Genomic DNA, 13,008 nt, shown 5'->3' with positions numbered 1-13,008 from the left:
GCTAAGGGTTTGCTTACCGCTTTCTGGGAAACAGACACCGTCGTAGCTCGAGTCCGTTTCCGCAAGTTCCGAATCGGAACCTCAAGGTGGGGTCGTCATGCCCGTCCGAATCAACCTCGATCAGGTCGTCGCCGCCCTCCTCCTTCCGGTGGTTCTGGTAGTTCTGGCGGTGCTTTTCGTGGTGGTCGTTCCGCTTCAGGGACGGCCCTTCATCTTCGCGTCCGAACGGATGAAGTCGCGCGACGCGGCCTTCACCCTGTTCAAGGTCCGCACCATGCATCCGCCCGACCCGGCGGCCGAGCTTGGTGCGCTTGGCGGGCACCAGATGGCGCGCATCACGCCGCTCGGTCTCTGGCTTCGCCGCCTGCGGCTGGATGAGTTGCCGCAAATTTTCAACGTGCTCAGGGGCGACATGCGCTTCATCGGACCGCGTCCGCCAGCTCGTCGCTATGTCGACGCCTATCCGTCCCTATACGCGGCGATCCTCGCTGACACGCCGCCCGGCATCACGGGTCTCGCTACCGTCATGCTTCACGCGCGGGAAGAACGGCTTCTGTCCGCCTGCCGTTCTGCCGCAGAGACGGAAGCCGTCTATCGCCGCCGCTGCATTCCCGTGAAGGCACGGCTCGACCTGCTCTACCGGGACCGGCGCGGCCCCTGGCTCAACCTCGTCATCCTGTGGCGCACCTTCTCGCGGCTCATCCCGATCAGGCTGTCGGAACGGCGCCTGCGCGCGGTCAAGGCGTCGCGGGGCGCAGAGGTCACGCCTGGCGTCACGCGTCTCGAACCCGCGCGCTGAGGCTCAACCTTCGCGCATCGCGCGGTCGAAATAGTCGGTGACGGGCTTCATGAGATAGGAGAGCGGCGTGCGCTCGTCGGTTCTCAGGTATGCCTCGACGGGCATGCCCGGCAGCAGTTCCTGGCTTTCCAGCTTGAGGAGGTCAGTTTCGTCTGGCACGACCTCGACGCGATAATAGTTGATCCCCGTCACCTCGTCCGTGAACACGTCGGCCGAGACGTCCGTGACACGGCCCTCGATCTCGGGCGTCTGGCGCTGGTTGAAGGCGGTGAACCGAAGGGTCGCGTCCTGCCCGACGTGTATCTGGTCGATGTGGATCGCCTCGACCCGCGCCGACACGACAAGGGGCTGGTCCTGCGGGATGACGTACATCAGTGCCTCTGCGGGCTGGATCACCGACTTCACCGCGAAGACGGTCGAGCCGTAGACGGCGCCCGACACCGGCGCCCGAAGTTCGAGCCGCGCCATGCGTTCCAGAAGGCCCACGCGCTGTTCCGTCAACTCCAGCTCGCGGAACTGGAGGTCGCGCAGCGTCACGATCGCTTCCTCGCGCCGGGCGGTTTCCAGCTTCAGCTTTTCGATCTCGAGGCCCGCGATCTGGCCGCGGAATTGTGCCGCGTCCGATGTCAGCCGTCCGATCTCGCCCGCCAGACGCGCAGCTTCCCGCCGGAGTGCGGTCACACGCTGCATCTGCACGAGCCCCTTCTCGAGAAGCGTCTCCTGGTCGGTCAGCTCCTCGCGGATCAGTTCCTCCTGCGTGGCGAGCGCCGCAAGCTGGGCTTCGGCGCCTTCGATCTGGTTGCCGGTCTGGGCAATGCGCTCGGCGAGCTGTCCCAGCTCCTTTTCCAGCGTGTCGCGCCTTGCGACGAAAAGACTGCGCTGGCCCTCGACCTGCTCGGCGGCCCCCGGAGCGGCTTCGGCCTGGACCAGAAGGTCGGCCGGGAAGACGATCGCGTCCTTGCCGTCGCGTTCGGCTTCGAGACGGGCGCGGCGGGCGCGGATCTCGACGAGCTGCGTCTCGATCACGTTCAGTTCGGACTTGAGCAGGGTGTCGTCCAGCCGGATCAGAAGGTCGCCGGCCTGCACGCGGTCGCCGTCGCGGGCGGCGATTTCGCCCACGGTGCCGCCCTCGGCGTGCTGAACGACCTGCCGGTTGCTTTCGAGAACGATCATGCCGCTGGCGATGACCGCGCCAGCAATACGGGTCTGCCCGCTCCACCAGCCGACGCCGCCGACCAGGAGGGCCAGCGCAAGAAAGCCGACGAAGAGCGGCAGGCGCGCGCTGTAGCGGGGAGCCTCGGTCACGTGATCTCTCCCGTCCGCGCGAGGGTGCGCTGAATGTCGCCCGCGTTCTTCATCATCGAGCGGACGATCTCGTCGCGCGGGCCGTCGGCCTTCACGCATCCCGCCTCGATGACCATGAGACGGTCGCACTCCGAGATCGCCATCGGACGGTGCGTCATGACGATGACCGAGCGCCCCTCGGCCTTCATGGCGCGGATGGCGGCGTTCAGGGCCTCGGTCCCCTCGAGATCGAGGGCCGAGTTGGGCTCGTCCAGGACCAGGAGGACAGGATCGCCGTAAAGCGCGCGCGCTAGAGCGATACGCTGACGCTGGCCGCCCGAAAGACCGACGGTGTTGTCCTCGACGCGCGTCTCGTAGCCGTCAGGCAGGTTCAGGATCAACTCGTGAGCCTGCGCCTTCATTGCCGCCGCCACGATCTTGTCGCTGTCGGGCCGAAGCGACATCCGCGCGATGTTCTCGGCGATGCTTCCCGAGATCAGCGTCGGCTCCTGCGGCAGGTAGCCGACGTAGGCCCCAAGGTCGGCGGGATCGTAGTGCGACAGAAGCGCGCCGCCGAGCCGAACCTCGCCCACGTTGGGCTCGATCAGGCCGAGAAGCGTCTTGGCGATGGTGGTCTTGCCGGACCCGCTGCGACCGATGACGCCGAGCGCCTCTCCGGGCGCCAGCGCGAAGCTGACGTTGTAGAGCAGTGACGTCCCGGTCCGCGCGTGACGGTGACGCCCTTGGCTTCGATACGACCCTCGGGACGGGGCAGGCGGGTGCGCTTTTCGGGCTCGGGCGTCGCCTCCAGGAAGGCGGCGAGCGACTTGCGGCCCTGACGCGCCCTCGCGACCTGCGGCCAGCGGGCGAGAAGCTGCTCGATGGGCGACAGGGCACGGCCAAGGAGGATGGAGCCCGCGATCATCGCGCCCGCCGTCATTTCGCCCCGCAGCACGAGCCAGGCGCCCAGTGCGAGGACGAAGGACTGAAGTGCCAGGCGGAAGGCGCGCGTGAAGGTCGAGAAGCTGGAGGTCCAGTCCACCGCCGACATGTTCTGCGACAGCGCCGCGACGCGTCGGGCCATCCAGCGCTCGGCCACCGGGTCCATCATGCCCTGGCTGCGGATGATTTCGCTGGCGCGGCGGGCGTTCTCGCCGAAGCGGTGCGCGGCCTCGGAGGTCGCCTGAGCATCGCGCACGCGCTCGGACGTCAGAACCTGGGTCAGGACCGTGATCGCGACGAGGACAAGTCCGCCTGCGACGGCGAACCAGCCGAGCCAGCTGTGAAAGACGAAGATCGCACCGAGAAAGAGCGGCGTGAACGGCAGGTCCATCAGCGCGGTGAAGGCGGGGGAGGCGTAATAGGCCTGGATCGCCTCGAGGTCCCGGCTGGCCGACAGCGCCTCGGGTGTCGACGCCCCTTGCCTCTGGAGGATCTGGGCGCGGAAGACGCGGTCGTCGAGAGCCGACTGGAACCGCGCGCCGTAGCGCGCCACGAGCCGGGAGCGCGCGAAGTCCAGAAGCCACATCAGCCCGTAGAGCATGATGACGAGGATCAGGAGTGCGACGAGCGTCTCTTCCGACCGCGAGCCCAGCACACGGTCATAGACCTGGAGCATGAAGAGCGGGCCGGTCAGCATCAGTATGTTGACGAAGACGCTGAAGAGAAATGCGTAGCTCAGGAAGTGCCGCGATTGTTGCCGCGCCGCGTCCAGGGCGGGCGCCTGGGTCGTGGGTTTGGTCTTCGCAGCCATGACACCACCAAATGAACTCGAATCCGTCGGGTTCTAGCGGGATTCCGCCGGTCGCGAAAGGAAAAGCGCGTGCTAGAGGCGGCCGCCGACGGCGGCAAGCCAAAGCGCCGCAGTGCCGCGGCGGCGCTGGCGATAGACGCCCGACGCACGCAGGGCCTTGAGACGCTTGGGTAGGGATCCGCGCCTAGCATCGGCGAAGCGGTCGAGCGTCGCTTTCGCATCGGGCGTCAACAGGTAACCCGCACGCCTTAGCGCGGCGATGTTCGTGCCGTTCCAGTCGCGATATCGGCCCGACAGGACGCCCGCGACCCGCCTCAACCCCGCGGCCAGCGTGTCGTTCGCTCCGATCAGGTTTGAGGCGTGCTGGCGGTAGTGGACCGTGGGCAGGCTGTCGTAGAGAACCTCGCCGCCGGCGCCGGTGACGATCTGGTAGGTCCACCAGTCGTGTGCCACGACGCCCGAGGCCATTGACGCGGTGTCCTGCACGAGATCGAGCGCGGCGCGGTTCATCACCATCGTGTTTCCGCCCGCGATATTCTGCGTCATCGCGTTCTGGAAAGCGGGCGGCCGGAGAAACGCAGGCGACAGCCGGAGCGGCGCGAGGTCCGGACCGCAGATCAGGGTGCGGCTGCAATAGAGGCCGGGACGGCCCTCGGGCACCTCTCGCAGCGCCGAGATTGCCCGGGCCAGCTTGCAGGGTGTCCAGACGTCGTCCTGATCGCAGAAGGCGGCATAGGGCACCAGTGGCCCTGCTGCACGGGCGAGGCCGAGAAAATTCCGTGCGAAGCCGGCATTTGGCCCCTGCATGACGAAAGTTCGGCCCGGCGCCCGGCGTTCGGCGAAGGCGGTCACCAGCGGCCGCCAGTCGTCCCGGCTACCGTCGTCCGAAAGGATCAGCGACCAGTCCGTATGGTCCTGCGCGGCGATGCTCCCCAGTTGCGCGCCGAGCGTGGCTGCGCCGTCGTGGAGCCCGAGGAGGATGCGGACGTGCTCGGGTCCCGTCTCCTCGGCCAACGGGACCGAGCGTCCCAGGGCATCGTGGTTAACGATTTCCTTAAGAATGCGCGTCATTTGTGGACCAGTCCGCTGGCGTGACGCGACATCAGGAGAAGGCCCAGGACGAGAAGGCCGAGGCTGGTCGCGCAAACGAAGGCGGGCGAGACATGGGCGCCCTCATAGGTGGCATAGATGCCCGCCCGCATGGCGCCCGTGACGTGGAACAACGGATTGAACCAGAGAAGGTCGCGGTATTCGTGCGGTACATCCTCGAACAGGAAAAAGATGCCCGAGACGATGAAAAGGGGGCGGGTCAGGACCGTCCACACCCTTTCCCATGCGGGGAAGGCCAGGAAGAGGTAGGCGTTCAGGCTTCCAACCCCGAGGGCGAGAAGCGCAGCCATGGCCATCGCGCCGGCGAGGCTCAGGGGGTCCGCGACATAGGACAGGTCGGCAAGCGGCATCAGGGCCACGAGGATGAGGATCGCGATCACGACATGGGTGAAGACGGACAGAAGGAAGCGCGCCAGAAGGATGTCGGCCCAGGTGACGGCGCCGAAGTTCATCAGCGGCTTGGAAAAGCGAACCGCCGTGGCGACACGTCCCGCGGTGTCGTGGAACAGCATGTAGGGCAGGTAGCCCGTGGCGTAGAACAGCGGAAAGCTGTCGCCGAGAGAGGGCGCCCGGAAGGCGAGCGAGAAGGCGAAGGACAGAAGGGCAATGGCGGCCACGGGCTCGGCCACGGCCCAGAGGTAGCCGCCCGGAGACCGGCCATAGGTCGTCGACATCTCGCGCAGCACGAGGGCGAAGATGGCGCGCGCGGTCCGGTGGCGCGGAGGGCGCGCGGCAAGGGCGGTGTCCTGTGCGGTACGGATCAATGGGCCCCCCTGATCAGGCGCCCCGTCGATAGGCTGCATTCCTTTCCAATCCGTGAACGAGGTGCTGCACATGGCCGCCCCTGACAGCTCCCTCGCCGACCTGGGCGCTCCGCGCCTGACGCTTCTGCCGCAGCCGGCGCCGCCGTTGCGGGCGCGGGCTCGACACTATGGGCTTGCCACGCTGTTTCTCGCCACGGTCGCGCTCCCCCTCGGGCTGGCGGCATGGTATCTCTGGTGGGTCGCCGCCGACCAATACGCCTCGACCGTCGGGTTTTCGGTGAGGAAGGAAGAGGTCGCCTCGCCGATAGAGCTTTTCGGCGGCATCGCCGACATCTCCTCGTCGGGCAGCTCGGACAGCGACATCCTCTATGAATTCATTCAGAGCCAGGAGATCGTCGAGACGCTCGAGGCGCAGATCGGGCTGTCGACGCTGTGGTCGCAGCCGGACGACGATCCGGTCTTCGCGCACGAGGCGTCGGGCACCGTCGAGGATCTGCGCGACTTCTGGCGCCGCATGGTACGGGTCACCTACGACACGTCGACCGAGTTGATAGAGGTCCGCGCCCTGGCCTTCACGCCCGAGGACGCGAGGCGCATCACCACGGCCGTATTCGACGAAAGCGCGAGGCTGGTCGAGGATCTGTCCGCCATTGCGCGCGCCGACACCATCGCCTTTGCCGAGGTTGAGCTTGCCCGCGCCGTCGAAAGGCTGAAGGCGGCGCGCGAGGCGGTCACGGAGTACCGTTCGCGCACGCAGATCGTCGATCCGACCGCCGACCTTCAGGGGCAGATGGGCCTTCTGTCGACGCTCGAGACGCAACTCGCCGAAGCGCTGATCGCGGCGGATCTTCTGCGCGACAGCACGCGGGACAGCGACCCCCGCATCCAGCAGGCCGACCTGCGCATCCGCGTCATCGAGGCGCGCATCGCGGAGGAGCGGCGCAAGCTTGGCGTGGGTACGGGCGAAAGCGGGCAGGACTATGCCACGCTTCTGGCCGAATACGAACGGCTCGCCGTGGATCGTCAGTTCGCCGAGGAGGCCTATACGGTCGCCCTTGCGGCCTATGACCAGGCGCTGGCCGAGGCGCGGCGCAAGAGCCGCTACCTTGCCGCCTACATCCGCCCCACCACGGCGGAAGCCTCCGAGTTTCCGCGCAAGGAGGTCCTTCTCGCGGCGCTCGCCTTCTTCCTTCTCTCGGGCTGGGGCGTCGTCGTCCTTCTCTATTATTCGATCCGCGACCGGCGATGATCCGTCTCCACGAGGTTTCGAAGTCCTTCCACTCGGGCGGCGTCGAGACCGTCGTCGCGGACCGGTTGAGCCTTGCGTTCCCCGCGGGCGCCTCAGTGGCTCTCCTGGGACGGAACGGGGCGGGGAAATCGACGCTGCTGCGGATGATCGCCGGGACGCTGAAGCCGGCATCGGGGCGCATCGAGATCGCGGGAACGGTGTCCTGGCCGGTGGGCTTCGCGGGCAGTTTCCACGGCGACCTCACGGGTGTGCAGAATGTCCGCTTCGTCGCGCGGCTCTACGGCGTCGACAGCGACGTGCTGGTCGATGCGGTCCGCGGGTTTTCTGGGCTTGGCGAGAAGCTGGCGCTTCCGGTCCGCGGCTACAGCCAGGGGATGCGTGCGCGCCTGGGCTTCGCGCTGTCCATGGGTATCGCCTTCGACACCTACCTGATCGACGAGGTCACCGCCGTCGGCGACGCCGAGTTCCGGACACGATGCGAGGAAGCCCTGGCGGACCGTCTGCGCCATGCGGGCGCCGTGGTCGTGTCGCACAGCGCGGGCTTCCTGCGCCGGGTCTGCCAATCGGGCGTCGTCCTGGAAGAGGGGCGCGCGGCCTGGTTCGACGATCTCGACGAGGCGTTTTCGGTTCACCGCCGGATGCTCGGTCAGTGAGCGGGGAGGGGGAGGCGCCGCCTCTCCCGGCCCCCTCCGGAGTATTTTTCGACAGAAGAAGAGTCAGGCGCGCTTCACCGGCGCGCCGCCTTCGAACAGGTTCGGGGCGGCATGGGAAATTGGCGCCTCTTGCATCTGGAGATGCAGGCCGTCGCCCTCGTAGGGATGGGCGCGGGCGAGCGCCTCGTCGACCTCGATCCCGAGCCCCGGTGCCTCGGGCGCGGCGATGTGGCCGTCCTCGACCCGGATCGCACCCTTGATGAGCGCGTCGTGGAAGGGCGTCTCTATCGTCTCGGCCATGAGGAGGTTCGGGCAGGTGACGGCGAGGTGGATGTTCGCCGCCCATTCGACCGGCCCGGCGTAAAGATGCGGCGCGATCTGGGCGCCGGCAGCTTCGGCGAGGACGGCGATCTTCTTTCCCTCCCACAGACCGCCCGCGCGGCCTAGCGCGGGTTGCAGGATCGATGCGCCCGCGCGCAGGGCCAGGGCAAACTCAGCCTTCGTGGTGAGCCGTTCGCCCGTGGCTACGGGGATCGACGTGGCACGGGCGACCTTCGCCAGACCTTCCCAGTCGTCGGGCGGCACCGGCTCCTCGAACCAGAGCGGATCGGCGGCGACAATCGCGCGCGCCAGCCGGATCGCACCCGAGGCGGTGAACTGGCCATGCGTGCCGAAGAGCAGGTCGGCGCGCGGCCCGACCGCTCTGCGGAGCGTGGTGCAAAAGGCGGCACTGGTCTCGACGTCGAAAAGCGACGGCTGGTGCCCGCCGCGGACGGTGTAGGGCCCGGCGGGATCGAACTTCAGCGCCGTCCACCCCTTGCCGACGAGGTCGAGCGCCGCCTCGGCCGCCATGTCGGCGTCGCCCCAGAAGGCCGGGAGGGGGTGCTTGTCCATCGGGTAGAGATAGGTGTAGGCGCGAACGCGGTCGTTCATCCGCCCGCCCATCAGAGCCCAGACCGGGCGGTCGCGGTCCTTGCCGAGAATGTCCCAGCAGGCGATTTCGATACCCGAGAAGGCGCCGATGACGGTCGGATCGGGTCGCTGCGTGAAGCCGGAGGAATAGACCCGCCGGAACATCATCTCGACGTTCTCGGGGTTTTCGCCCTCGACGTGCCGGGCGAAGACGTCGCGGATGACGGCGGTCATCGCCTGCGGCCCCACGGTCGAGGCATAGCACTCGCCCCAGCCGGTAAGTCCGGTGTCGGTGGTCAGCTTCACGAGGATCCAGTAGCGCCCGCCCCAGCCCGGTGCGGGAGGAGCCGTGACAATCACGTCGATATCGCTAAGTTTCACCGTGACCTTGCCCTTACGTCGTTAACCATGTCCCCGAACCCAATCACCATTCGCAATCTCGGTCCAGAGGAGGCGCATGTCCTCGACCGGGTCCGCCCCGGCACCTTCGACAATCCCGTGGACCCGGGGTGGGCCTACGGGTTCCTGGCCACGCGGGTGAACGAGATCGTCGTGGCGCTGGATCGGGGCGAGGTGGTCGGTTTCGTGTCTGGCACGGTACTGATGCATCCCGACAAGCCGACCGCGTTCTTCGTCAACGAGGTCTCGGTCCATGCCGATTATCGCAGGCAGGGCATCGGCCGCCGGCTGGTCGAGCGGATCAGGGACCTTGCGCGCGACCGGGGCTGCGCGGCGATCTGGGTGGCGACGGAGGGCGACAACGTGGAGGCGCGCGCTCTCTATTCCGCGCTGAGTGGGCGCGAGACGGGCGACATCGTGATGTACGAGTGGGACGAGGGCTGACGCCCTAGAACATGATGACGTTGCGCCGGGCGCGGCCCGCCTTGGTGTCGGCGATTGCCTCGTTGATGCGGTCCAGCGGCCAGCGGTTCGAGATCAGCTCGTCGAGCTTCAGGCGACCCTGAAGGTAAAGATCGCACATCCACGGAATGTCCCGCGCCAGCACCGTATCCCCCATCTTGGTCCCGATGAGGCTTTGCCCGTAGCTGGCGATCATGTCGGGGGCATAAGAGGACATGCGGTCGTTGCCGGGCATCCCCACCATCACCAGCCGCCCGTTCGGCCCGATGTAGCGTGGCGCCTGGTCGTAGGCGCCGGTATGGCCCACGGTGACGAGGACGACATCGGCCAGACGCCCCGTCAGGTCCGCGAGCCGTTCCCAGGGTTTGTCCTCCGAGGCGAGAATGCCGTCTGTCGCGCCGAAGGCGCGGGCATCCTCGAGCTTTTCGGGCACCATGTCGACGGCCACGATCCGCCGCGCGCCCGCGATCCGCGCGCCCTGGATGGCGTTGAGGCCGACGCCGCCCGCGCCGATCACCACCACGTCCTCGCCCGCCCGAACGCGGCCCGCATTCACCACCGCACCCACGCCTGTGATGACGCCGCAGGAGAGGAGCGAGGCCACGTCGAGCGGCATCTCGTCCGGAACGCGCGCGATCTGGCTGGGATCGACCACGACCTTGTCGGCGAAAGCGCCGCAGTTCATCGCCTGGAACACCGCCGTTCCGTCGGGCCGGGTGAGGGGCGCCGTGCGCTTCGCGGTGTAGCAGATGTACGGCTGCCCTGTCGCGCAGGAAGCGCAGGCTCCGCAGGAGCGGATCAGGGTCACGATGACCCGATCTCCGATCGACACTCCGACCGTGTCGGGGCCGGTCGCCGTCACATGGCCCGCCGCTTCGTGGCCGTAGACCGCCGGCAAGGGCCCGCCCCACCGACCTTCGGCATAGGTGATGTCCGAGTGGCAGATCGCGCAGGCTTCGAGCGTCACCTCAACTTCGCGGCCCTCTGGCGCGGCCAGGTCCAGGTCTTCGATGCGCAGGGGATCTCCGAAGGCGGTGCAGACGGCGGCGCGGATGCGGGTCATGGACGATCTCCCCTAGTCGGCGCGACCCTGCCAAGGGAACGAAGGGTGCGCCAGCGGGAAATCGAGTCGCAGGCTTGCAAGAGGAAATCCTGCAGGATCGACCGGCGAAAACGCGGCGCGTTTTTCGTTGCCTTCGGTCAACTCGGCGCGCCGAATGCGGCGCATTTGACGGAGTGCATTTCCGTAAAGGTTCCGCGTTTCCGCTGCCGATCCTGTCCGCGTCCGTCGACGCCTGTCACGTCGTCACCGCCAGCTGAGGGCGACCCGGCGTACGCGTCGGGACCTTTTCTGGAGAGGCCTGGATGGCGGGGCACCGGCAACGCTTTCAGGCTTCTTCGTCACGGATTGACGCTCTGGGTCGGGCGCTCGCAACGAAAGGAAACGCAACATGACATGCAAGGCACTGATTCCCGGACTTCTCGCCCTCGCGACGCTGTCGGGTTGCAGCGGCGGAGGCGGCGGCGCGGTCTACGCCGATGGTCCGTCACCGGCGTCCATCGACGAGATCGTGGGGCTCCAGTTCCCGCTCCGCTCTGCGCGGCTGACCAGCGATGACGGGTTCACCACCGCAAATGCGGGCCTGTCGACCTATACGATCGAGTTCACCTCGGGCACCACGGCGAACCTGACCACGCCCGCCGGTACGGTCGAATTGACCGATGGCGGCGGCATGAACTTTACCGGTTCGCTGAACGGGTCGGACTACTTTCTGACCAGCTTGGGCTGGGGGCACGACTTCCTCGAAGGTCTTGGGCTTGAGGTCACCGACGGCATGGGCAACGTGCTGGTCGCGACCGGGGTCTTCGGTCTCGAGACGCGGCCCGAGGACGTTCCAGAGGCTGCTGTCGTCGCCAACTTCTTGGGAGGATCCGAGCTGCACGGAACCGTGAATGATGTGCCGTTCTTCGACACCGGGGCGGCCAACCTCACGGCTGACTTCGGGGCACAGACGGTCGGGGGAAACGTCTTCGTCGGCGGCGGCACGACGCTCGCCTTCGACGGGCCGGTTCCGATCGTCGGCAACACGTTCAGCGGCGATCTCGAGATATTCAGCGCCACCGCGACGCTGAACGAGGGGACGGCCACCGGACGCTTCTATGGCGACGCAGCGCAGGTCGTCGCCGGAACCTATTCCGGCAGCGCGACCGAGGCCGGGTCGGATGTTGACTTCGCCGGCGTTTTCCACGCCGACTAGACACGGGTGCGGGGCGGGGCGGCGCGTGTCATGCCTCCGACCGCGCCGCCTTCGCGAAGGCGCGCGCCTCCGCGGGGGCGGTGCCGAGTTGCTGCGAGGGGTCGAACACCGCCGACAGGTCGAGGCCGGGGTGCGCCTCGCGCGCGATGTCTCCAAGCGAGCGGCCCGTGTCCTTTGCGCGTCCGACCAGCATCTTCGAAGCCGCCTGCGCGTCCGGTCTCGGCATGGCCGCGGCAAGCGCGAAGCTGAGGGCCTCGGCGAAGATCATTCCGCCGGTGGCCTCGATCTGGGCCCGCATGGCGCTTTCATCCGGCGTCAGCGTTTGGGCCAGCTCCTCGGCGATGGCCAGCGCGCGTCCCGACAGGATCACCAGTTGCGGCAGGCTCATCCATTCGGTCAGCCAGGCCGCCGCGTCCCTCTGCTGGCGGTGCGGCAGGGCCGACTGGATCGCCCCGTTCAGCGCCGCCGTCTGACGTGCCAGCGCCGATAGCACGGAGGGCAGGACGGGGTTCGACTTCTGCGGCATGGTCGACGAGCCGCCGCCCGCGCCAAGCCGCACCTCGTTCAGGCCGGAAAGCGTCAGCGTCAGCAGGTCCTCGCCCATCTTGCCGAGCGATCCGGCAACGCCTGCCAGCCAGCCCGCCAGCGCCGCGATCCCGTCCCTCTCGCTGTGCCAGCTCGCTTGCGGGTCGCGCAAACCAAGGGCCTCGGCCAAGGCGGCGCGGACCTTCGGTCCCCGGTCGCCCATGGCGGACAGAGTGCCCGCCGCGCCCGAGAGGCTGACGATCTGCACGTCCTCGCGGACCGCGCGGAGCCTCGCCCGGTGTCGCAGCAGGGGGGCGCCCCATGAGGCGACGACGGCTCCGAAAGAGGTCACCACCGCCGCCTGCCCGTAGGTCCGCGCCACCATGGGCGTCGCGGCGTGGGTCTCGGCCAGCGTCGCCAGCGCCTTCGCCGTTCGCGACAGCCGGGTGTCGAGGATCGCGAGCGCCTGCCGCAGCCTCAAGGCCTGGCCGGTGTCCATGATGTCCTGGCTCGTCGCGCCCCAGTGCAGCCACGCCGCATGTTCCGGCGCCTGCATTGCGGCGCGGAACATCGCCACGAACTCCGGCACGGGGACGGCGTTCGACGCGACACTTGTCCCCAGACCACTCGGATCAAGCTGCAGCTCCATCGACGCCCGGTGGATTGCGCGGGCCGAGATCTCGGGGATCAGCCCAAGCTCGCCCTGAACCTTGGCCAGCGCACCCTCGACCAACATCATCGCCCGCACTTCGGCGCTGTCGGTGAAGAGCTGGCCGACCTCGGCGTCGCCGAAAAGCTTGCCGTAGATCGCGCTGTCAGCGGGGGAGGCGGGCATGGTCG

The 13,008-nt window shown here is 67.8% G+C and carries 13 protein-coding genes; 5 read left to right on the top strand and 8 right to left on the bottom strand.

The window, feature by feature from the left end:
- The first annotated feature begins 97 nt into the window (after positions 1–97).
- Positions 98–799, top strand: coding sequence for a sugar transferase (locus tag EF888_RS17730; protein ID WP_109759537.1), 702 nt, complete (start codon positions 98–100; stop codon positions 797–799).
- A gap of 3 nt (positions 800–802) precedes the next feature.
- Here the strand turns inward: EF888_RS17730 and EF888_RS17725 are convergent, their stop codons facing one another.
- From EF888_RS17725 to EF888_RS17710, 5 genes are all read right to left on the bottom strand, one after another.
- Positions 803–2,104, bottom strand: a complete 1,302-nt coding sequence (locus EF888_RS17725) for an HlyD family type I secretion periplasmic adaptor subunit (RefSeq protein WP_241239726.1) — start codon at positions 2,102–2,104, stop codon at positions 803–805.
- Positions 2,101–2,742 (bottom strand): ATP-binding cassette domain-containing protein, encoded by a 642-nt coding sequence (locus tag EF888_RS22360; protein WP_241239917.1) that lies wholly within the window; start codon positions 2,740–2,742, stop codon positions 2,101–2,103. The genes EF888_RS17725 and EF888_RS22360 overlap by 4 nt, the downstream gene beginning before the upstream one ends.
- Positions 2,688–3,836 carry an ABC transporter transmembrane domain-containing protein gene (locus EF888_RS17720; protein WP_241239725.1) on the bottom strand — a complete coding sequence of 383 codons (1,149 nt, stop codon included), beginning with the start codon at positions 3,834–3,836 and terminating at the stop codon, positions 2,688–2,690. Before EF888_RS17720 ends, EF888_RS22360 begins: the two co-directional genes overlap by 55 nt.
- Positions 3,837–3,908: 72 nt before the next feature.
- The gene (locus EF888_RS17715) at positions 3,909–4,907 is read right to left on the bottom strand and encodes a glycosyltransferase (protein WP_241239724.1); all 999 of its coding nucleotides are present in this window, start codon (positions 4,905–4,907) and stop codon (positions 3,909–3,911) included.
- Positions 4,904–5,710 (bottom strand): ABC transporter permease, encoded by an 807-nt coding sequence (locus tag EF888_RS17710; RefSeq protein ID WP_241239723.1) that lies wholly within the window; start codon positions 5,708–5,710, stop codon positions 4,904–4,906. The genes EF888_RS17715 and EF888_RS17710 overlap by 4 nt, the downstream gene beginning before the upstream one ends.
- 70 nt (positions 5,711–5,780) lie before the next feature.
- Here EF888_RS17710 and EF888_RS17705 point away from each other — a divergent pair, with 70 nt between their 5' ends.
- Together EF888_RS17705 and EF888_RS17700 are read left to right on the top strand one after the other, a co-directional pair.
- Positions 5,781–6,959, top strand: a complete 1,179-nt coding sequence (locus tag EF888_RS17705; RefSeq protein WP_241239722.1) for a KpsE/RkpR family capsule polysaccharide export protein — start codon at positions 5,781–5,783, stop codon at positions 6,957–6,959.
- Complete coding sequence (locus EF888_RS17700) at positions 6,956–7,612, top strand: ABC transporter ATP-binding protein (protein ID WP_109759540.1); 657 nt, start codon at positions 6,956–6,958, stop codon at positions 7,610–7,612. Before EF888_RS17705 ends, EF888_RS17700 begins: the two co-directional genes overlap by 4 nt.
- A gap of 63 nt (positions 7,613–7,675) precedes the next feature.
- Here the strand turns inward: EF888_RS17700 and EF888_RS17695 are convergent, their stop codons facing one another.
- The gene (locus EF888_RS17695) at positions 7,676–8,905 is read right to left on the bottom strand and encodes a mandelate racemase/muconate lactonizing enzyme family protein (protein ID WP_109759541.1); all 1,230 of its coding nucleotides are present in this window, start codon (positions 8,903–8,905) and stop codon (positions 7,676–7,678) included.
- Between the two features lie 27 nt (positions 8,906–8,932).
- On the opposite strand from EF888_RS17695, the gene EF888_RS17690 reads away from it, so the two are divergent.
- On the top strand, positions 8,933–9,367 hold the full coding sequence (locus EF888_RS17690) for a GNAT family N-acetyltransferase (RefSeq protein ID WP_109759542.1): 435 nt from the start codon (positions 8,933–8,935) through the stop codon (positions 9,365–9,367).
- Positions 9,368–9,371: 4 nt separating this feature from the next.
- Here the strand turns inward: EF888_RS17690 and EF888_RS17685 are convergent, their stop codons facing one another.
- Positions 9,372–10,448: a Zn-dependent alcohol dehydrogenase gene (locus tag EF888_RS17685; protein WP_109759543.1), complete on the bottom strand. Its 1,077-nt coding sequence runs from the start codon at positions 10,446–10,448 to the stop codon at positions 9,372–9,374.
- Between the two features lie 388 nt (positions 10,449–10,836).
- Between EF888_RS17685 and EF888_RS17680 the strand changes: the two genes are divergently transcribed.
- The gene (locus tag EF888_RS17680; RefSeq protein ID WP_109759544.1) at positions 10,837–11,643 is read left to right on the top strand and encodes a transferrin-binding protein-like solute binding protein; all 807 of its coding nucleotides are present in this window, start codon (positions 10,837–10,839) and stop codon (positions 11,641–11,643) included.
- Positions 11,644–11,671: 28 nt separating this feature from the next.
- Here EF888_RS17680 and EF888_RS17675 read toward each other — a convergent pair whose 3' ends face one another.
- Positions 11,672–13,003, bottom strand: coding sequence for a class-II fumarase/aspartase family protein (locus EF888_RS17675; protein WP_109759545.1), 1,332 nt, complete (start codon positions 13,001–13,003; stop codon positions 11,672–11,674).
- Positions 13,004–13,008 lie beyond the last annotated feature (5 nt).

Origin of the sequence: Silicimonas algicola (assembly GCF_003970735.1) — a bacterium.
Taxonomy (GTDB): Bacteria; Pseudomonadota; Alphaproteobacteria; order Rhodobacterales; family Rhodobacteraceae; genus Silicimonas; species Silicimonas algicola.
This window is presented reverse-complemented; position numbering and strand designations above follow the sequence as displayed.

Bases quoted from the DNA above. Each gene is read 5' to 3' on its own strand.
- EF888_RS17730 (WP_109759537.1), top strand. From the start codon at position 98: ATGCCCGTCCGAATCAACCTCGATCAGGTCGTCGCCGCCCTCCTCCTT.
- EF888_RS17720 (WP_241239725.1), bottom strand. From the start codon at position 3,836: ATGGCTGCGAAGACCAAACCCACGACCCAGGCGCCCGCCCTGGACGCG.
- EF888_RS17715 (WP_241239724.1), bottom strand. From the start codon at position 4,907: ATGACGCGCATTCTTAAGGAAATCGTTAACCACGATGCCCTGGGACGC.
- EF888_RS17705 (WP_241239722.1), top strand. From the start codon at position 5,781: ATGGCCGCCCCTGACAGCTCCCTCGCCGACCTGGGCGCTCCGCGCCTG.
- EF888_RS17700 (WP_109759540.1), top strand. From the start codon at position 6,956: ATGATCCGTCTCCACGAGGTTTCGAAGTCCTTCCACTCGGGCGGCGTC.
- EF888_RS17690 (WP_109759542.1), top strand. From the start codon at position 8,933: ATGTCCCCGAACCCAATCACCATTCGCAATCTCGGTCCAGAGGAGGCG.
- EF888_RS17685 (WP_109759543.1), bottom strand. From the start codon at position 10,448: ATGACCCGCATCCGCGCCGCCGTCTGCACCGCCTTCGGAGATCCCCTG.
- EF888_RS17680 (WP_109759544.1), top strand. From the start codon at position 10,837: ATGACATGCAAGGCACTGATTCCCGGACTTCTCGCCCTCGCGACGCTG.
- EF888_RS17675 (WP_109759545.1), bottom strand. From the start codon at position 13,003: ATGCCCGCCTCCCCCGCTGACAGCGCGATCTACGGCAAGCTTTTCGGC.